This window comes from Acinetobacter legionensis (assembly GCF_057165765.1).
The window spans coordinates 656,369-675,877 of the sequence record NZ_CM169896.1 but is presented as its reverse complement, the minus strand read 5'-3'; the positions used below and the strand labels follow the sequence as shown (position 1 = coordinate 675,877).

The window sequence follows — 19,509 nt, the reverse complement described above, 5'->3', positions numbered from 1 at the left end:
TTAACGTCGGTCTAGAGGTACCCACTCGATTACCCAAGCCGACTTCATGCCTAGACTCGCATCAGAATTGATCTTCTTACGTGCTGAATCAGCAGTCTCTCGATCTTTCGATGGTCCAACCATAATACGAATACCTTTTGAGGTTGGACTCTTAGTCACTTTGTAGCCCTTGGCACGTAGTTTAGCAGCGACAGCATCTGCATTGGCTTCATTGGCGGCAAGCGCAACTTGTACCATCCATTGCTTATCACCATTTTCAAGCAAATCACGTGCTTTTTCAGCTTCCGCTTTTTTCTTTGCTTCTTCTTGTGCTCTATGTTTTTTATCCGCTTCTACTTTCTTGTCTTCCGCTTGCTTTTTCTCAGCAGCAGCTTTCTTTTCAGCATCTAGCTTACGTTTTTCATCTGCTTTTTGTTGTTCTTCTAATTTACGTTTCTTGTCTTCAGCGGCTTTTTTATCTGCTTCTGCGGTAGCTTGACGCTTCTGCTCAGCTAACTTTTTTTCAGCATCGGCTTTTTGCTTTAATTGAGCATTTTGCTGTTCAAGTTTTTTCTGCTCTGCTGCTTTCTGTTGCGCTTTGGCTTTTTCATCCTGTACCAGCTCAGGAGGAATATCAGCCCCTTCCTGTGCTGCCGCAGCAGCTGCACCACGTCTTGCATTTGCAGCGGCATACTCTTCAGCTGCTTTACGTGCAGCATCTGCTTCTGCCTGTTGTTGCGTACGTAAAAAATCAGCTGCTTTTGCTTCTTGTTCAGCAACCGCTTTTTCACGGGCACGCTTCTGCTCTTCTAACAGACGTTTTTCAGTCGCAACGTCGACAGTCAACGGCTGCAATTGTACAGGCTCACCTGCAGGTGTCGCTTTATTTTGCTGAGCTTGGCTTGTCGGCTGTGTCTCTACTTGGCTTTGGTGGATTTCTTCTTTACCTTTTAGAAGCAATGCCGCCAATAGAACACCACCACTTAATAAAACAACACCACCCATCCAGCGTTGTTTGTTATTCATTGACATTCGTCTAAATACTCCCAGACCGCTTCTAAGGTATGGAATGAACCACACACCAAAATCAGCTGATTATTATTGGTTTCTGCAAGCGCTGATTGAAATGCTGCTTGTACACAATCAAACTGTTCAACTGTCTCATACTGTAAAGCAGTTTGTAATTGTTCCAATGATGCCGCACGAGGCACAGTTAATGGTGCAATTTTCCACTTTAATACAGTATTTTTCAACAACTTGACCACAGAATCTACATCTTTGTCGGACAACATTGAAAAAACAGAGACAACTTCTGTGTACTGTTTATTGTATTCTAGGAATTTTCGCAATTGCTTTAACAAAAATTCTACACCATGCGGATTGTGTCCCGCATCAAAAATTACTGTTTTATCGTGTATTTTTCTAATCTCAAAGCGCCCTGACAATTGTGCGTTCAGGATACCTTGCGAAATTGCCTGTTGTGAAACTGTTAAACCACTCACCAAAATTGCAGCGACAGCCGCAGAAATATTTTCCAGTGCCAAGTGTCCCAAAGGAAGTTTTAAAGTCGTTCCTGAGCTTGCAAAATTCCAAGATTGGCCATCTTCTGAGTTATCATAAAAATAATCGTGGTTTAACGTATATAGCGTAGCATTGGTTTCTTGTACTTTATGTTGTATAGCTTGTGGTATGTCTTGTGCACCTGCAAAAATAACGGGGATATTTGCCCGAATAATGCCCGCTTTTTCAAAAGCAATTTTTTCAATCGTATCGCCAAGCCAATCGGTATGGTCTAAGCCAATATTGGTAATCACAGCCACATCTGGATCAATCACATTGACCACATCCAGACGACCACCAAGACCGACTTCAAGTACCCAAACATCACATTGTTTTTGTTTAAAAATAACAAATGCAGCCAAAGTTGTGGCTTCAAAAAAAGATAAAGATAAATCACAAATACGGCGGGCTTGATCAACCGCAACAAAAGCATCAATCAAAGTTTGATCATCAACTTCTTGTCCAGCCAGTTTAACCCGCTCATTAAAACGATAAATATGTGGAGACTGGTATAAACCAACATTCAATCCTTGGGCATTGAGAATCGCAGCGAGTGTAGTTGTGGTTGAACCTTTGCCATTTGTTCCCGCAACGGTAATCACTTTGGCTTTGGGATTGATCACTCCAAGTTGTTCTGCCACAGGAATCACGCGCTCTAAGCCTAAATCAATCCCTGTAACGTGAACATGGCTCCAATAATTGAGCCATGTTTGTAAATCATCAGTATTTAAAGGTGCTGTTTGGTTGTTCAAGGCAAATTCATCAGTTTCGCTACAATACGATATACAGTATCACGTAATGCGTGACGATGAACAATTTGATCGATTACACCATGATCAAGCAAAAATTCCGCACGTTGGAATGGTTCTTCCAGCTTCTCACGTACAGTTTGTTCAATCACACGTTTACCTGCAAAGCCAATCATCGCTTTAGGTTCAGCAATATGTACATCACCTAACATTGCCAATGATGCTGTTACACCACCATACACAGGATGGGTTAATACCACGATATAAGGAAGATGCGCATCTTTCATTTTTTGAATCGCCGCAGAGGTACGCGCCATTTGCATCAAAGACAACATGCCTTCCTGCATACGAGCACCACCTGAAGCAGCAAAACAAATCAGTGGTTGCTTGTCTTTAATCGCTTTTTCAGCAGCTTGTACAAAACGGTCACCGACCACAGTACCCATTGATCCAGCCATAAAGTCGAATTCAAATGCGCATGCAACCATTGCAATATTTTTAACTTGACCTTGCATCACCACAAGGGCTTCAGTTTCACCTGTTTTTTCCTGCGCTTCTTTAATACGCTCTGGATAAGGCTTGCTGTCTACAAAATGCAGAGGATCTTTTGCAGCAAATTCTTGACCAAGTTCAGTGGTCACATTATCAAAAAACCAATTTAAACGATCACGTGCTTTCATTTTCAAATGTTCATCGCATGACGGACAAACATAAGCATTGAAAGACATTGCAGTACGAGTCACGAGTGCATGACATTCAGGGCACTCAATGGTTGGTTCTGTAAACGTCGCTTTGAGTGTTTGTTGTTGGTCAGGCATATGAATGCCTGGAACTGTACGATCTGTCCACGGCGTTGTTGCGCTGAGGATTTTCCCTGATTTCACTTCTTGATTCATACTAACTCATCGAGCGCGGCTCGAAGCTCCTTGACTTTATTCACTGCTGCTTCAACAGCTTGTTCTGGTGCAAGATTTGCAAATGGTTTGACAAAAGCACTTCCGACAATCACTGCATCAGCAACTTGACCTACTGCTTTTGCAGAAGCGGCATCACTAATCCCAAAACCTACCCCAACTGGAATATCGGTAAAGGTTTTGATTTTTTCAATACGTGCTGCAACTTCCGTTGTATCCAATGTTGCTGCACCCGTTACGCCTTTTAAAGACACATAGTAAATAAAGCCACTTGCTTGTTTCACTACATGCTGAATACGTTCATCGGTAGAGGTTGGTGCAAGCAAAAAGATTTGATCCATATTGTACTTTTGCAATACTTCATCTAAATCTTGTGCTTCTTCAGGTGGTAAATCCACAAGAAGTACCCCATCAACACCACAGTCATTCGCATAAGCCACAAACTTTTCATAACCAATCACTTCAACAGGGTTTAAGTACCCCATTAAAACAACCGGCGTTGTCGTGTCTTTTTGGCGAAATTCTTTAACCATATTCAAGGCATCAAAGGTATTTGTACCCGCAGCTAAAGCGCGCTCTGCTGCAAGTGCAATCACTGGACCATCTGCCATAGGATCGGAAAATGGCAATCCAAGTTCAACTACGTCTACGCCTGCTGCAACCATTTGATGTAACAATGGTACGGTTACATGTGGTTGAGGATCACCCGCCATAACATAAGAAACCAAAGCCTTACGCTGTTGAGATTTAAGCTGTGCAAAACGAGTGGCTAAACGTGACATAGGATTGTACATTCCTTGAATTGTTCAAACTTGAGGAGTTTTTAGATCATTAAACGCCAGTAAACAAACTCAAAATAGATTTATTTACGGTTTAATCATCCAAATGTATAAATACAAGACACTGCATTGTAACGCTATTTTTTACTCAAAGGATAGAGTCACATAGTCGCTCTCGCATATCTTGTTTTATATCACAAATAATAAAACAACCCATGGATACATTTAGCGCTATTTTCAAGTTGAGGACAATGATCAAAGCTACCTATTTTTAAGCTTGTGAAAAAATATCAATATAAGTAAAAAATAAAGTTAAATCATAATCCTATAACTAAAAACCTTATCACCCACATTACTTAATTATTTTTCAGAAATTGCAAAAGCTGTTTATACTAGTCAGGATTCTGATTTTTTATCTCCTCTTATGACCACACATTCTCAGGCTAAAGTGCAAGCCAGCGTGCTTGCGCTCTTGCCGCTTATTGTTTTTTTAGCCATTTTTTTAGGCAGTGGTATTTATCACACGATCATTGGTACTGAATTTGCTTTTTATCAAGTGAAAGCCCCTATTGCTGCTCTTCCTGCAATTATTTTAGCCATCCTGCTGTATAGAGGGAAAATCAATGCCGCTATAGAAACATTTTTGCATGGTGCAAGCCATCCCAATTTAATTTTGATGTTTATGGTCTTTATGCTTGCAGGGGCCTTTGCCAGCGTAACCAGTGCAATCGGTAGTGTGGACTCCACTGTTCAATTTGGTTTATCAATTATTCCATCTGAATTTGTCCTTCCGATGCTTTTCATCATTTCAGCATTTATTGCCACAGCAATGGGAACATCGATGGGAACCATTGCAGCATGTGCACCGATTGCTTTTGGTTTTTCTCAAGCAACGGACATTCAACCTATTTATGCAATTGGTGCTGTGGTCAGTGGGGCAATGTTTGGTGATAATTTGTCCATGATTTCAGACACCACCATTGCAGCTACTCGAAGCCTAAATGTAGAACTGCGTGATAAATTTCGGGTAAATATCTGGATTGCACTTCCTGCTGCGATCATCACCATATTAATTTATATTTTGACCAGCCATCATGCACAAACTATTGAATATAAAAGTTATAACCTATGGCTTATTTTGCCTTATGTAATCGTATTCTTTTTAGCATTTACACGTTTGCATGTGCTTGCAGTACTGACCATTGGAATAGTACTTTCTGGTTGTCTTGGCATCATTGAAAATCCTGAATTTACCCTGCTTAAATACAATACCGCTATTTATGATGGTTTTGTTGGTATGTTTGAAGTTGCCTTACTTTCTATGTTCTTAGGTGGTTTATCTGCCATTATGCAAAAAGAAGGGGGGTTAGAATGGTTAATTCAACATATTTATGCCTTAACCCGCCGATTTAAAATCGGTCAGCAACATGCGGGAGAAATTGGAATTAGCTTTCTTGTGGTTTTCTCAAATGTGTTTGTTGCAAATAATACGGTTGCCATCATCTTATCTGGAGACATGGCAAGAGAAGTTGCCAAAGAATATGCTGTTGATCCCAAACGTGCAGCCGCATTTATGGATATTTTCTCTTGTGTGGTTCAGGGTTTGATTCCATACGGCGCTCAACTTTTACTTGCATGCTCAATTGCCAAACTGTCCCCTGTTGAACTAATTGGTTCAATTTATTATTGTTGGGTATTGGCGATATTTGCAGTATTGGCAATCGTATTTAGATTTCCTAAGTTAAAAAGAACTTGAAACCATGTTAAATCAGGGTTTTAAAAACCAATTCAACAATCAGATCAACCAGCGCTTTGTACATAAATTAAAAAAATACAATCATACTAAGCACTTTGATCGCAGTAACGCGATCTAAGGTGCTTGACTTTTGAAGCTAACTTTATTTGCACTGGTTTTTTATGTTGACTTCAACTTTTGTTTTTTCTCTAATAAGGTTTGCCCACTAAAAGCCTTATATGCTCTGGTTAAAGCAGACTGATCTGAATAACCTAAATGCATTGCAATTTCACTGAATGGCATTTGGCTTTCCAATAAAAATTCACAACGTTTCATTCGCTCAATTTCTACAATTTTCTTAAACGATGTCTGTAAGTCACTTAACTGTCGTTGTAAAGTCCGTGTAGATATATGAAGTTCTTGAGTGAGTTCTTCTATTTTTGGTGCTTGTTGTTTTAATTTTAAATATTCCGCCACAATCAAATGTAAGCGTTGAGCAATGGTTTCATAACGCGGTTTAGACGCAATGGCCTCCTCTGCCTGCTTGACCAACAGCTGCATTAAGGATGGATCTGCCTGTTGGATTTTTAAATTTAAACCTGCTGAGGCTAAGACAAAACTGTATTGCGGTTGATGGAAAGAGACTTCACAGTCGTAGAACTTTTGATAATGATACATTGCCATTTGTGGTGCATGAGCAAAACGCACCGCATGTAATGGAAATTGATTTGGCGGTACAATTTTACGTGCGAGATGCATCATTAACGCATTGGTAAATTCATTTATAAGAATGTATTTTTCATGATGAAAGGGCCAAATTAAATGTACATATTCCCCCTTGAGCCGCATTTGCATTGGAATAACTTCATCACCATCAATCACCAAACGGCTAAAACGCATAATATTTTGTAACGCTTCTGCGACAGTTGTACTTCGCGATGCCATATAGCCCAAAACCCCAAAATGTTCAGGTCGAACATATTCTGCCATTTCAAAAACAATCTGAGGACAATCTAGCACTTGTTTGGTTTTTTCAATCAGTTGATGAAAGAAGAAATAGGAAGATTGTGTATCAATCGGCTGCGATAGAATTTCAATTAAATGTTTTTTTTCATCCGCTTGTAAGAAATCAAGGGTCGCAAGATCAATCCCTTGTTCAGACAAATACATCTGCCAGAGATGAAAATAACCATTAGGGATCTGTAATTCATGCATAGTCTTGCACTCTTTTATGATCATTAAAGTAAAAAACTGACATTCCAAATTTTCATTTTGTCGTAAAATGTATAAAAAATGGCAATATCTGTCAAAACAAACTTGCAAATTCCCGACATACTGAATTCATCAACAGCAATGCAAGTAAAATAAAATGAATGCATTAGTTAAATATCAGGTCGATCCTGTGGTTCGAACCAAACTCAACTTTAAACTTGAAGAAGTACCGCGCTTCTGGTTTGGAGGAGATCCATTCCGCACGCGACTATTTGACGCACTAAGTCTTACCTTCCCAGATGGTGAGCGCTATTTCATTGAAAGTGTCCGTCTATTTCGTGACAAAATCACCGATCCAGATTTACAACAACGTGTTGCGGATTTTATTCGTCAAGAAGCACAACATGGCATTGCCCATGACAAAATGAATCAAGTCATGAAAGATCAAGGCATGCCTGTTGATCAATTTATCCAGTTTTTAAGTAAAATTTTTAAATTTGAACTGACTCAGCGCTCGCCTCAATACAATATTGCTATGACAGCAGCAGCAGAACACTTAACTGCTTTGATGGCAGAAACATTTTATCGCCATAAAGTAACGCTATCTGAAGCACATCCTTATGTACGAGCGTTACTGGCATGGCATTCTATTGAAGAAATGGAACATCGTGATGTTGCTTTTGATGTCATGAAACAGGTTGGAGAGGTGCCAGATAACTTACGTCGATTTGCTTTAGCCTTTACCACAATAATGATGTTCAACTTTACCCTATACCGTGCCAATATCATGCTTAAACATGATGGATTCAGCCGTATAGAACGTTTAAAAATGGCAACACAAGGATTACCTTGGTTCTTCGGTAAAAAAGGGATTTTATCTGCAATGAAAGGTGAATATTTGGACTGGTTTAAAAAAGATTTTCATCCTAGTCAACACCCTGTAATTCGACAATATCAAGTTTGGGTCGATACGATGGCTGAAACCAATGATCCTATTCAAGCAGGTGAAGCATTTTGGCAGGCTGGATTATAGCCGTCTTGATATAAACTGATCAGTTCTGTCTTGAATAAGGCTTTGAACTGAATAATGCGAGAAATAAAACAATGAATGCATATGTAAAACACCAAGTTGATCCTGTGGTTCGCAGCAATTTAGACTTTAGATTGAATGAAGTTCCACGCTTTTGGTTTGATAATGACCCTTTTCGTACCCGTATGTTTGATGCCCTGAGTTTGACCTTTCCTGTAGGGGAAAGATATTTCATTCAAAGTGTTCGGGCACTGCGTGACAAAATTACCGATCCAGATTTACAGCAACGTGTCACAGATTTTATTCGACAGGAAGCACAGCATGGTATTGCTCATGACAAAATGAATGAAGAAATGCTGCACCAAGGCATGCCTGTTGACCAGTTTGTAAAATTTATGAGTGCGCATTTCGAACATATACTCAAACATCGTTCCAAACAGTACAACATTGCTATGACTGCCGCAGCAGAGCATCTCACAGCGTTAATGGCAGAAACTTTTTATAGTAAAAGGGAAACTTTAGCCGATGTTCATCCTTTTGTGCGGGCCCTATTTGCTTGGCATGCAATTGAAGAAATGGAACATCGAGATGTTGCTTTTGATGTCATGAAAGAGGTTGGAGAAGTCCCTGAAAACTTACGTAAATTTGCGCTTGCCTTTGTCACTTTACAAATGTTTGGATTTACCTTCTACCGTGCCAATGTCATGCTCAAATATGATGGATTTAGTCGTTTCCAACGCGCTAAATTTGCTATCAAAGGCATTCCATGGTTTTTTGGGAAACAAGGTAAATTATCTGCAATGCGTGAACAATATCTAGACTGGTTTAAGCCTAATTTTCATCCTAGCCAACATCCTGTGATACGACAATATCAGGTTTGGATAGATGTGTTGGCTGAAACCAATGATCCTATTCAAGCCGGTGAAGCTTTTTGGAAAGCAGCTTTATAAAATTAAAAACCTTAGAGTCGGAACAGCTTTACCATTTAGCATAATGCTGTTCCAACAAACCATAGACTTGATTTAATTGAATACACTCACCAATTTCAGATTCTACAGTTCCACTAATACGTGATTGCCATTGACTAAACTGGCTTCCTACCAAACGTAAATTTAGATTTTCAAACCTACGCCAGCCTGTTTCCACTGTCAGATTTAATTTATGATCTAAAGAACGAATTGACCACACGTTTACATCTAACTTTTCAAAAAGCACATCTGCAACTGGGTATAGAATACCATTGACCCAAAGACAATTTTCATTGCCAAAACTCTCATTCACCCCTGAAGCTAGATTTAACCCTATACGATTTCCTTGCGTATCCCAAAAGTTACACGATAGCCAAAACCACGCTGTTTCTGGTCTTAAAAACCCACAAGTATCATCTAGAGATGCCAATGTTTTTTCATTAAAATCTATACGCACTTTATTTTTATTGATAAAGAAACCTTCTACAGCCAATGTTGTTTTTTTTTGCGTATAGGTCCAACCATTAATGCCGTTGGGGCTACATAAGCTTAAAGGTTCTGTTCCTGCACAGAAAATGCGGGCTTTTAACTGCTCTTCTCCACTTCTTGTCGCTCGAATATAACGCACACCATTCGCATGTTGCATTTCAAATTCAAAAGGTGACTTATTAAAGTGGCTTTGGCTGTATAAAGGTTGTTCATCTAAAGCTGTGCCACGCCCTAAGATTGTATTGGCATTCCATTCAAAAACGTCATTATTAGAATGGTCATATATATAAATAAAACCATGCCCAGCCCAACCAATATCTGCAATTGCGATACCAATTGAATAATGTTCATGCTGGATACCACAAAATTTAAATTTTTTATATTTTAAATGCTTACGCCAACCAGTTAATACTTTGCCATACGGTGTTTTGTAGATGTATTGATTGACATTAATCTTACTTGGAATATCTTTAAAACGCCCATAACGGGGTTGACCATTGCTTTGTATTAAATCCATGTGAATTCCCAATCCTTTTATAAGGGAAATATTAGACTTTAGTCGGTTCTTTGATTATTGCTATTTTTTTGAATATAGCAACACTATCTCACACCCAATCAATCCATTTTTATCATGATTAAACCTATCGACCATTTGGTTGATATGTAAAATATTACTTTGTAGCCCGCCACAGTTTTGTCTGAGGCTTGATATCTGAAATTTACAAGTAGATTAATACCAAACACCTAAGGGAATAAAAGGGAATAAAAACGATCAGGTATCACCCACCAACTCTTCACGCATCATGTAAACGACAAGAAAGGACTGATATTCTAGGCACTATAAATGCTATTGAAGAGATAAGATACAATAACGATAGTTTCTTAAAAATGATTGAATAGATAATCACTACAATGATAAGCGCACCAACTGTATCCACATCAAGAACTTTTATTCATTATGGCGAGCGAGTTCAGAAAAGTTGATGTAGTTACTTAGATATTTTAAACCAATCGATTGAATTATATTAATTTTTAGTTCTATTGTGTAATATTGATTTTCTCCGTTTATGTTATATATGTTAATAGAGTTTTTGCACTCAAGCTGTAGTCAATCTTAACGGGTTCTGCCTATTTTTCTCACACATTTATTTAATTAAAAGTTAAATCTAGTCAAAAAAAGAGGCGCTTGGCCTCTTTTTTAAATCATTGTCTAACCTAGAATTGACTCTTCATCTACAACTTTTAAAGCAATATATAAAATCAGATAATCTTTCCATGTGGAATTTGATCAATTAACTTTTGTGGTGCTTTAAAACGCTCGCCATATTTTGCTTCAAGCGTGTTTGCTCGAACTAAAGCTTTCTCTAAACCATATTGATTCAAAAATTGAATCGCACCTCCTGTCCATGGTGCAAAACCAATACCAAAAATTGAACCAATATTGGCATCAATCACAGATTCCAATACATTCTCTTCATAGCAACGTAAAGTATCTAAAGCCTGAACAAATAAGAAACGGTCAATCATTTCTTGTTCTGAAATATCAACATCTTTCTTCCAGTGACTTAAACCATCCCACAGATGCTTTTTGCCACCTTCTGGATACTCGTAAAATCCTGCTCCTGCAGCCTTTCCTTTACGTTCAAATGTATGAATCATGGTTTCAATGACATCATCTGCGCCTGAAAGTGGTAAGTCTTTACCTTCTGCTTGAAGTGCTTTACGAGTTTCTTTAGCAACATGTTCAGAAAGTGTGAGTGCCACTTCATCTTGAATTGCCAATGGACCAACTGGCATTCCTGCTTTAAGTGCAGCCATCTCAATACGCGCAGGATGCACACCCTCATGCAGCAAGCGTAAACCTTCTTGCACAAATGTACCAAACACACGGCTGGTAAAAAATCCACGACTATCATTGACTACAATAGGTGTTTTACCAATTTGTTGCACATAATCATAGGCTTTTGCCAAAGTTTCAGCAGAGGTATTTTTACCTTTGATGATTTCGACCAGTTGCATTTTATCGACAGGGCTAAAGAAATGTAGACCAATAAAATGCGTATCGTCTTTAGAAGCTTTAGCTAAACCTGTGATCGGTAATGTTGATGTATTGGAAGCCATAACACCATCATCTGCAAGAAATTGTTCCGCTTCTTGCGTCACTTTGGCTTTTAATTCTTGGTTTTCAAAAACCGCTTCAATAATCAGATCGCAGCCTTTTAAATCCTCTGCGGATGCAGTTGCTGTAATTAAACTTAAAACTTGATCACGTTTTTCAGCGGTCATACGACCTTGTGAAACACGTTTATCTAATAGTTTTTGGCTATATGCTTTACCCTTTTCAGCATTTTCAGTAGATACATCTTTTAGAACGACTTGAATACCTTTGATTGCTGTCGAATACGCAATACCAGCCCCCATCATGCCAGCACCAAGAACACCGACTTTGGTCGCTTGCCACTTGGCAATATTTTTAGGTCGGCTTACACCTGCTTTGATTGCATTCAAGCCGTGCCAGAATGTTCCAATCATATTCTTTGCAACTTGCCCTGTTGCAAGGTAAGTAAAGTAGCGCCCCTCTATACGGAAAGCTGTATCTACATCAACTTGAGCCCCTTCAACGGCAGCAGCCATGATCGCTTCAGGCGCCGGATAACAGCCCTTGGTTTTATCACGTAGCATTGCAGGAGCAATTGCGAGAACTTGAGCAACTGCAGGGGTTTTTGGGTCTCCACCCGGAATTTTATAACCTTTTACATCATAAGGTTGTTGTGATTTTGGATTGGCTTTGATCCAAGCAATCGCTTTATTCATCATGTCTTGCTCATTATCTGCAAGCTCATTGACTAAGCCTAGAGACTTGGCTTTATCTACTCCAAATTGCTTACCTTCCATGAGGAATGGGAATGCATTTTGCAAACCAAGCAAACGCACCATACGCACGACACCACCGCCGCCAGGAAGTAAGCCCAGTGTTACTTCAGGTAGACCTAATTTGGTTTTAGGATCATTTAAAGCAATACGATAATGACAACTTAAAGCAATTTCCCATCCACCACCTAATGCTGTTCCGTTAATTGCCGCAACCACAGGAACACCTAAAGTATCAATTGTACGAAGATCACCTTTTAGCTTTGCAGTCATATCAAAGAATTCAGTGGCATGTTCTGGCGTGGCCTCGATCAGCTCATCCAGATCACCGCCCGCAAAAAAAGTTTTTTTCGCAGAGCGATAAATCACACCTGTTAGGTCTGTTTCAGATTTAAGTTTAGAAACAATATTTTCTAAAGCCACACGAAAATCAGCATTCATGGTATTTGCAGACTGGTTGGGAGAGTCCATCGTTAAAATAACAATACCATCCGCATTTTTTTCATATTGAATTGCACTCATTATTATTCTCCTTATACCAACTCAATAATGGTCGCAATACCCATGCCACCACCTACACATAATGTTGCTAGACCACGTTTTTTACCTTGACGTTCTAATTCATCGAGTAACGTACCGAGAATCATTGCACCTGTTGCACCCAACGGATGCCCCATTGCAATTGCCCCCCCATTCACATTGACTTTTTCAGCTGGGACTTTAAGTTCAGTCATAAAGCGCATCACTACAGATGCAAATGCTTCATTCACTTCAAAGAGATCAATATCATCTATGCTAAGACCTGCTTTTGCCAACGCCTTACGCGCAGCAGGTGCAGGGCCTGTTAGCATGATGGTTGGATCTGTTCCAACCAATGCCGTTGCCAACACTTTTGCACGTGGCTTTAAACCTTGCTCTTTGACTGCTTTTTCAGAAGCAATCAGCACCACTGCTGCACCATCTACGATACCCGATGAGTTTCCAGCATGATGTACATGGTTAATTTTTTGCGCTTCTGGATATTGTTGTAATGCAATCGCATCAAAGCCCATTCCACCCATCATTTCAAAACTTGGATTGAGTTTTGCCAAGCCTTCAGCAGTTGTAGTTGGTTTAATGAATTCATCTTTGTCAAGAATCGTAACACCAGCTTTATCTTTAACAGCAACCACTGACTGATCAAAGCGACCCGCAGCCTGTGCAGCAGCAGCTTTACGTTGGGAGTTGGCAGCAAACTCATCCACATCTGTACGACTATAACCATCTAGCGTGGCAATTAAGTCCGCTCCAATCCCTTGAGGAACAAAATGTGATTTTAAATTTGTTTCAGGGTCTAACGCCCAAGGTCCACCATCAGAACCCATTGGAATACGTGACATAGACTCTACGCCGCCAGCAACAATAATGTCTTCCCAGCCTGAACGTACTTTTTGTGCAGCCATATTGACGGCTTCAAGACCTGAAGCACAGAAACGGTTGATTTGCACACCGGCAACATCATTGTCCCAACCTGCTGCAATTGCAGCAGTTTTAGCAATATCACCGCCTTGATCGGCAATTGGTGTTACACAACCCAGTACGATATCGTCTACTTTTGAAGTATCAAGCTGATGACGATCTTTCAATTCATTGAGCAATGTGGTTAATAATGTAATTGGTTTCACTTCATACAGTGAACCATCTTTTTTTCCTTTTCCGCGTGGTGTGCGAATAGCATCAATGATGTAAGCCTCGCTCATAGCTGTTCCTTCTTATGACTTCTAGGTTGTTATCTGCTTTGAGTGTACGTTATAAAGTTGAGAGTTCAATGACGAGAACGAAATAGTCAGTTGATATTTTTTGTCAATTGGCTGGTTCGTTCTGAATGGGAAAACGAAAACAAATCGCGTATTTCAATTAAGTGCCAATCTCATTGCACATCTGCTGTTACGAGAAAAACCACATGCAACTTCATACTCAAGTTTATGCTCAAGATAGAGAGGCATCTCAAGCGCATTGATCTTTTCAAAGCCTAATTTTTCATAAAATGGCCGATTCCAAATCACATTATGAAAGGTAGTTAATGTCACAGCATCACAGCCCTCTCCCTGAGCTATAGTAATCGCATATTCAATCAATTGCCGACCAATCCCTTGTTTTTGAAATGCGGCACTCACATCTAGTTCAATGATATATAAATCAAGTGCTTGTCTTTCTGCATATAAAAAGCCTGTAGCTTGATTCTTTTGATTAATCGCGATAAATGCATAAGCAGAAGAAATCAATTGTAAGTGATCTTGTGCTGACAATACGGGGCTTTCGACAAGCCAAGATAACTCGGGAATACTTGAAAATGCTTGTGTAGCAGATTTTTCTATTTCGATCAGTTGCGCTATATCCGAAGGATTAATTTTTCTAATTAAACATGCCATCTATGTATCCAGTATAAAAACATTCAAATCTCACCTAATTACTTAGCTCAAATCTAAAATAAGCAGGTGCGATATTCTCTTTTTTCACAATCATCACTAATATTATTCAATGCGCTATTGAGTGGATAAATCTAAATGATAGAATTGATTAAAATCAGACTCCTGATATTCTGAAAAAGAAGCACCTTTAATAAAGCCAAATTTTTTATACAAGCAAATTGCAGGTTCAAAAGATAAGTGTGTTCCCGTTTCCAAACTCAATTTTTGGTATTTACGTTGTTGAGCAATCATTAAAAGATGTTTCAGCATTTCTGTTGCAGCACCTTTACGTAAATGTTTGGGATGTGTCCGCATGGACTTTAATTCGGCATGTGTAGATGAAAGCTCTTGAATTGCACCACAAGCTAAAAGTTCATTTTGCTCCCAAAGGGTAAAAAAGCTAATTTCTGGTTGTTGTAACGCAGTTAGATCTAATGCAAAACTATGCTCAATCGGTGAGTTTTTATGCATACCATGTAAGTGAATTCTGAGTAAATCTTGTACCTGCATATCATCAAACTCAGCCAGCCTAATCATTTTTTAATACCCTATTTGTTTAAAATTCTTTTGCTTTATCGCTTATATCTTACAAGATATTTTAGCTGAAATGATCAGGCATAAAAAAGCCCAAGTGATACTTGGGCTTAGGATCAACAAAAATACTTTTGAATTCATCTATGTTTGATTAATGATAACCATGCAATTGACGATAAAGCCCTGGGGTAACCCCTGTCCATTTTTTAAATGCGCGATGGAAGGTACTGGTTTCACTAAAGCCCACTTGTTGTGCTACATCCTCCAAGGTTAAATCCGGATTTAACAACAAATGAATCGCTGCATCACGACGCAAGGCATCTTTAACGCCTTGGTAACTCTTACCTTCTGCAGCTAAGCGGCGGCGCAAGGTTTGTGGTGATAAATACAACATTGAAGCCACATCATTTAAGGTTGGCATTTCTTCACCAATTTGACTCTTTAAGACTTCACGAATACGCGAAGTTAAAGAATTGGTATTTTTAAACTTCACCAAAAGCTGAGCAGGCGCAGCTTTTAAAAACTCTTCTAAACTTGCTTCATCCTGACGAATCGGTAAATCCAAATAGTCAGCGGCAAAAGTAATTTCAGTACGTGGCATATCAAATTGCATCACAGGTGCAAAAAACAGCGCATCATACTCATCTGCATGATTTGGACGTGGGTAACCAAAATGTACCCGTTCTAAAGGAATACGACGTTCAATTAACCATGAAGCTAAACCATGCCAAATCATCAGCATACTTTCAGTAATAAAATGATCAGGATCCATGGTTTTTGGAATCAGTGGTACTAAACGCGCTTCATGTTTATCACGTTCAACTGCGACCGACCACTCATCCCCAAATAATTTATAAAATTGTGATGATAACTCTAAAGCATCACCCAAAGTTTTAGCGTGGATAATCAATTGGCACATAATGGCAAAAGACCCCAAACGACGAGGTTGGATATCAAAGCCAACATGTTCATCTTGGGTCACCATCCACAGCATTTTTACAAAACGTGTATATTGCTCTGGTGAAATACGTGCTTTAGGTTGGCGAAGTAACTCTGCTTCTATGCCAACATGTGAAAGTAAGGTGTCAACGTCCATTCCTAGACGCTTCACACCTGTTAAGGCGGCATTCACAAAATGGATACTGATCGTATCACGACTCATGGTAAATCCTTCACTCTCTTTGATGTTCACTAACAATTGACCTAAATGACGCTAAAAAATGTTTTATTGGCGATTTACAACAGTGCAGATCACCTTTTTACATCATAAATTGCCGAAATGATCAAGGTAAATGGCTGAACATGACATTGTTTTGTTAATTTTATATTTCTATTATGGGTCTAAAATCAAGACACTATTGGTAAAAACAATTATGACAACAGCTTTAAAGGGATTGAAAGTACTCGATTTTTCCACTTTATTACCCGGTCCATTTGCAACTTTATACCTTGCAGACTTAGGTGCAGAAGTGATCCACATTGAATCACCAACGCGTCCAGATCTGGTTCGCTTGTTCCCGCCTTATGCCAATGGACAAGCAACTTCACACAGTTATCTCAACAGAAATAAGCAATCCGTCACTTTAGATTTAAAAGACCCTATCAGTATTGAACAAGTCAAACAAAAGATTTCCGAGTTTGATATTGTTGTTGAACAGTTTCGTCCGGGGGTAATGCAACGTTTGGGCTTAGATTATCCAACCTTGGCTGAAATTAACCCGCGTTTAATTTACTGTTCAATTACGGGTTATGGTCAAACAGGCTCATATAAAGACAAAGCTGGACATGATATTAACTATATTGCACTGTCTGGTATCGCTGGACATTGTGGTCGTCAAGACAGTGGGCCACCGCCAATGGGGATTCAAATCGCAGATGTGGCAGGAGGCTCCTTACATGCTGTCATTGGCATTCTTGCTGCTGTAGTGGAACGTCAAAGTAGCGGTCTGGGTCAATATATTGATATTTCCATGACCGATTGTGTGGTGGGACTCAATAATATGGCAGCAGCAGCCAGTTTAGCTGGTGGTCAGCACCAACAACGTGAATCAGAACAGCTCAATGGAGGAACCTTTTATGATTACTATGAAACTGCCGATGCTCGTTATTTATCTATTGGTAGCTTAGAGCCACAATTTATGACAGGACTGGCAAGCGCCTTAGAATTGCCAATCCTTCTACAAAAAGGTGCTTCTTTCGATACTGAAGATCGTCAAATGGTCAAACAAGCGATTCGAGATAAAATTAAAAGTAAAAATCTGGCTGAATGGAATCAACTGTTTGAGCAACTGGACGTTTGCGTAGAACCCGTACTGAGATTAGATGAAGCACTACAGTCCCAAATTTCACAACAACGCAATTGGGTGGTTAATGTTCCATTGAAGCCCAATTCTGATCAAACTGAACCACAGTTAGCCTGTCCAATTAAGTTTTCAAGATCACAAATGCAATATCACTATATTGGCCAGCAATTGGGTGAAGGGAAATGGTAATTACCCAGTTAATACAACACAATTCAAGTTAAATAAAATTACAATTCTGTCATTTTCTTTACAATTTGTATAATTTGTAAGCTCAGCATCCTGTGTAATCTTAATTCTAAATAAGTTACACAGGTGGCCTAATTTTCTCGAATCAATTTTAATCCATCGTTTTTAATTAATTTTTAAATAAAATTTAGTGGTTTAAAAACAATAGATTAAATTAACCAAAAATATTCAAAAAGCCAATATTCATTTATTAAAAAATTATCACCATGAGATAAAATACTCACATTAATTACAATTAAAAGTCAAAAATAATAGATTTTTATACAAATATGAGAGTATTATAAATAATTAGTTACAAAGTGTTATCAAGGTCACCAAATATGAATAAATCTAAAGGTCACTTTTATTGGGCTATCAGCTTATTATCTTTATGTAGTTCTTTTCAAAGTGCTCATGCAGCTGAAGCATTTAATGCAGAAAGCCCATGGATGTTTGGTGATTGGAACGGAAAAAGAACCGAGCTCCAACAAAAAGGTTATGACTTCAGCTTCGGCTACACTGGCGAATTAGCCACCTTATTAGATTCAAAAAACCATTCAAGCCATGGAACTGAGTATGCAGACCAGTTTGCAATTGGTAGTCATGTAGACTTGGAAAAAGTGCTTGGATGGAAAGACACTGAAGCCCAAATCACCATCACTGAACGTAATGGTCGTTCATTGTCTCAAACCTCTGATGCCCTTGCAGGACAACTCAGCTCAACCCAAGAAGTTTGGGGTCGTGGTCAAACTTGGCGCTTAACTGATTTTTGGATCAAGAAAAAATTCTTTGATCAAAAATTAGATATTAAAATGGGTCGTTTTGGCGAAGGTGAGGATTTTAACAGCTTTGACTGTGATTTTCAAAATCTCGCACTTTGTGGCTCTCAAGTGGGTAACTGGGTAGGCGATCAGTGGTATAACTGGCCTGTTAGCCAATGGGCTGCGCGGGTTAAATATAACATCCAATCTGACTTATATGCTCAAGTTGGCGCTTATGAATATAATCCTGAAAACTTAGAACGTGGCAAAGGATTTAACTTAAGTACAGATGGTTCACATGGTGCAATTATTCCTGCGGAAATCGTTTGGCAACCGAAACTCAGTGTTGCAAAATTGCCAGGTGAATACCGTTTGGGCTATTACTACAGTACTGTCGATACACAACGCATTAAAAATCCAAATGAAACAGATCATAAACAAGGTGGATGGCTGGTTGCCAAGCAACAACTTACAGCACATCACGGTGATGCACGTCGTGGCTTAACGGGTTTCATTAATTTAACCCTTCATGACTCAGACACAAACACTGTCGACAATATGCAAAATATTGGATTGGTCTATAAAGGTCCTTTCGATGCGCGTCCTCAAGATGATGTCGCAATTGGTTTTTCTCGTATCAGCATCAACAATGATGTGAATAACACTCAAATTCGTCAACAAGATGAAGAGTACAACACTGAAATTTACTACGGTGTACATGCAACAAATTGGCTGACGATCCGTCCAAATGTGCAATATATTCGTCATGTAGGTGCATATAAAGATGGTGAAAATGCATGGGTTGGCGGTATCAAATTCCAAACTGCATTCTAGTGTTATAGATCATAAATATTTCGATGCCATTTTAACTCTTTCTCTCCCCTCGCATCGAAATATTTAAAATCTAAAAATTTAAACAATGTGCTTCATCACTCCTTAATGGGAAGGTA

16 protein-coding genes are annotated in these 19,509 nt (G+C 39.0%); 5 read left to right on the top strand and 11 right to left on the bottom strand.

The features are described from left to right. From AC2G3J_RS03215 to trpA, 4 genes are read right to left on the bottom strand one after another with little or no spacing between them, the layout of a single operon-like run. Nucleotides 1–1,011 (bottom strand): SPOR domain-containing protein, encoded by a 1,011-nt coding sequence (locus tag AC2G3J_RS03215; protein WP_336954374.1) that lies wholly within the window; start codon nucleotides 1,009–1,011, stop codon nucleotides 1–3. Then, complete coding sequence (gene folC / locus AC2G3J_RS03210; protein WP_483770650.1) at nucleotides 1,002–2,291, bottom strand: bifunctional tetrahydrofolate synthase/dihydrofolate synthase; 1,290 nt, start codon at nucleotides 2,289–2,291, stop codon at nucleotides 1,002–1,004. Before folC ends, AC2G3J_RS03215 begins: the two co-directional genes overlap by 10 nt. Then, nucleotides 2,288–3,184 (bottom strand): acetyl-CoA carboxylase, carboxyltransferase subunit beta, encoded by an 897-nt coding sequence (gene accD / locus AC2G3J_RS03205; protein ID WP_336954371.1) that lies wholly within the window; start codon nucleotides 3,182–3,184, stop codon nucleotides 2,288–2,290. Before accD ends, folC begins: the two co-directional genes overlap by 4 nt. After that, a complete protein-coding gene (gene trpA, locus AC2G3J_RS03200) occupies nucleotides 3,181–3,984 on the bottom strand; it encodes a tryptophan synthase subunit alpha (protein WP_004723986.1) in 804 nt (267 codons plus the stop codon). Before trpA ends, accD begins: the two co-directional genes overlap by 4 nt. 421 nt (nucleotides 3,985–4,405) lie before the next feature. Between trpA and AC2G3J_RS03195 the strand changes: the two genes are divergently transcribed. Then, nucleotides 4,406–5,737, top strand: coding sequence for a Na+/H+ antiporter NhaC family protein (locus AC2G3J_RS03195; protein ID WP_483770649.1), 1,332 nt, complete (start codon nucleotides 4,406–4,408; stop codon nucleotides 5,735–5,737). Nucleotides 5,738–5,896: 159 nt separating this feature from the next. On the opposite strand, the gene AC2G3J_RS03190 is transcribed toward AC2G3J_RS03195, so the two are convergent. Next, nucleotides 5,897–6,931 carry an AraC family transcriptional regulator gene (locus tag AC2G3J_RS03190; protein ID WP_419328400.1) on the bottom strand — a complete coding sequence of 345 codons (1,035 nt, stop codon included), beginning with the start codon at nucleotides 6,929–6,931 and terminating at the stop codon, nucleotides 5,897–5,899. Between the two features lie 154 nt (nucleotides 6,932–7,085). On the opposite strand from AC2G3J_RS03190, the gene AC2G3J_RS03185 reads away from it, so the two are divergent. Beyond that, nucleotides 7,086–7,961 (top strand): metal-dependent hydrolase, encoded by an 876-nt coding sequence (locus tag AC2G3J_RS03185; RefSeq protein WP_336954365.1) that lies wholly within the window; start codon nucleotides 7,086–7,088, stop codon nucleotides 7,959–7,961. 71 nt (nucleotides 7,962–8,032) lie between these two features. Continuing rightward, the gene (locus AC2G3J_RS03180) at nucleotides 8,033–8,908 is read left to right on the top strand and encodes a metal-dependent hydrolase (protein WP_483770648.1); all 876 of its coding nucleotides are present in this window, start codon (nucleotides 8,033–8,035) and stop codon (nucleotides 8,906–8,908) included. A 28-nt stretch (nucleotides 8,909–8,936) separates the two neighbouring features. Here AC2G3J_RS03180 and AC2G3J_RS03175 read toward each other — a convergent pair whose 3' ends face one another. The 6 genes from AC2G3J_RS03175 to AC2G3J_RS03150 all read right to left on the bottom strand — a co-directional run bounded on the left by AC2G3J_RS03175 (nucleotide 8,937) and on the right by AC2G3J_RS03150 (nucleotide 16,432). After that, nucleotides 8,937–9,932 carry a DUF2804 domain-containing protein gene (locus AC2G3J_RS03175; RefSeq protein WP_336954363.1) on the bottom strand — a complete coding sequence of 332 codons (996 nt, stop codon included), beginning with the start codon at nucleotides 9,930–9,932 and terminating at the stop codon, nucleotides 8,937–8,939. 743 nt (nucleotides 9,933–10,675) lie between these two features. Beyond that, nucleotides 10,676–12,808 carry a 3-hydroxyacyl-CoA dehydrogenase NAD-binding domain-containing protein gene (locus AC2G3J_RS03170; RefSeq protein ID WP_336954362.1) on the bottom strand — a complete coding sequence of 711 codons (2,133 nt, stop codon included), beginning with the start codon at nucleotides 12,806–12,808 and terminating at the stop codon, nucleotides 10,676–10,678. Between the two features lie 11 nt (nucleotides 12,809–12,819). Further along, nucleotides 12,820–14,025 (bottom strand): acetyl-CoA C-acetyltransferase, encoded by a 1,206-nt coding sequence (locus AC2G3J_RS03165; protein WP_483770647.1) that lies wholly within the window; start codon nucleotides 14,023–14,025, stop codon nucleotides 12,820–12,822. Nucleotides 14,026–14,178: 153 nt separating this feature from the next. Beyond that, nucleotides 14,179–14,697, bottom strand: a complete 519-nt coding sequence (locus AC2G3J_RS03160) for a GNAT family N-acetyltransferase (RefSeq protein WP_336954361.1) — start codon at nucleotides 14,695–14,697, stop codon at nucleotides 14,179–14,181. Between the two features lie 114 nt (nucleotides 14,698–14,811). Beyond that, the gene (locus AC2G3J_RS03155; RefSeq protein ID WP_336954360.1) at nucleotides 14,812–15,273 is read right to left on the bottom strand and encodes a GNAT family N-acetyltransferase; all 462 of its coding nucleotides are present in this window, start codon (nucleotides 15,271–15,273) and stop codon (nucleotides 14,812–14,814) included. Nucleotides 15,274–15,421: 148 nt separating this feature from the next. Continuing rightward, nucleotides 15,422–16,432 carry an AraC family transcriptional regulator gene (locus AC2G3J_RS03150; RefSeq protein ID WP_004724010.1) on the bottom strand — a complete coding sequence of 337 codons (1,011 nt, stop codon included), beginning with the start codon at nucleotides 16,430–16,432 and terminating at the stop codon, nucleotides 15,422–15,424. A 211-nt stretch (nucleotides 16,433–16,643) separates the two neighbouring features. Between AC2G3J_RS03150 and AC2G3J_RS03145 the strand changes: the two genes are divergently transcribed. Further along, a complete protein-coding gene (locus AC2G3J_RS03145; protein WP_336954359.1) occupies nucleotides 16,644–17,762 on the top strand; it encodes a CaiB/BaiF CoA transferase family protein in 1,119 nt (372 codons plus the stop codon). A 377-nt stretch (nucleotides 17,763–18,139) separates the two neighbouring features. Then, nucleotides 18,140–19,393, top strand: a complete 1,254-nt coding sequence (locus AC2G3J_RS03140; RefSeq protein ID WP_336954358.1) for a carbohydrate porin — start codon at nucleotides 18,140–18,142, stop codon at nucleotides 19,391–19,393. The last annotated feature ends 116 nt before the right edge of the window (nucleotides 19,394–19,509 follow it).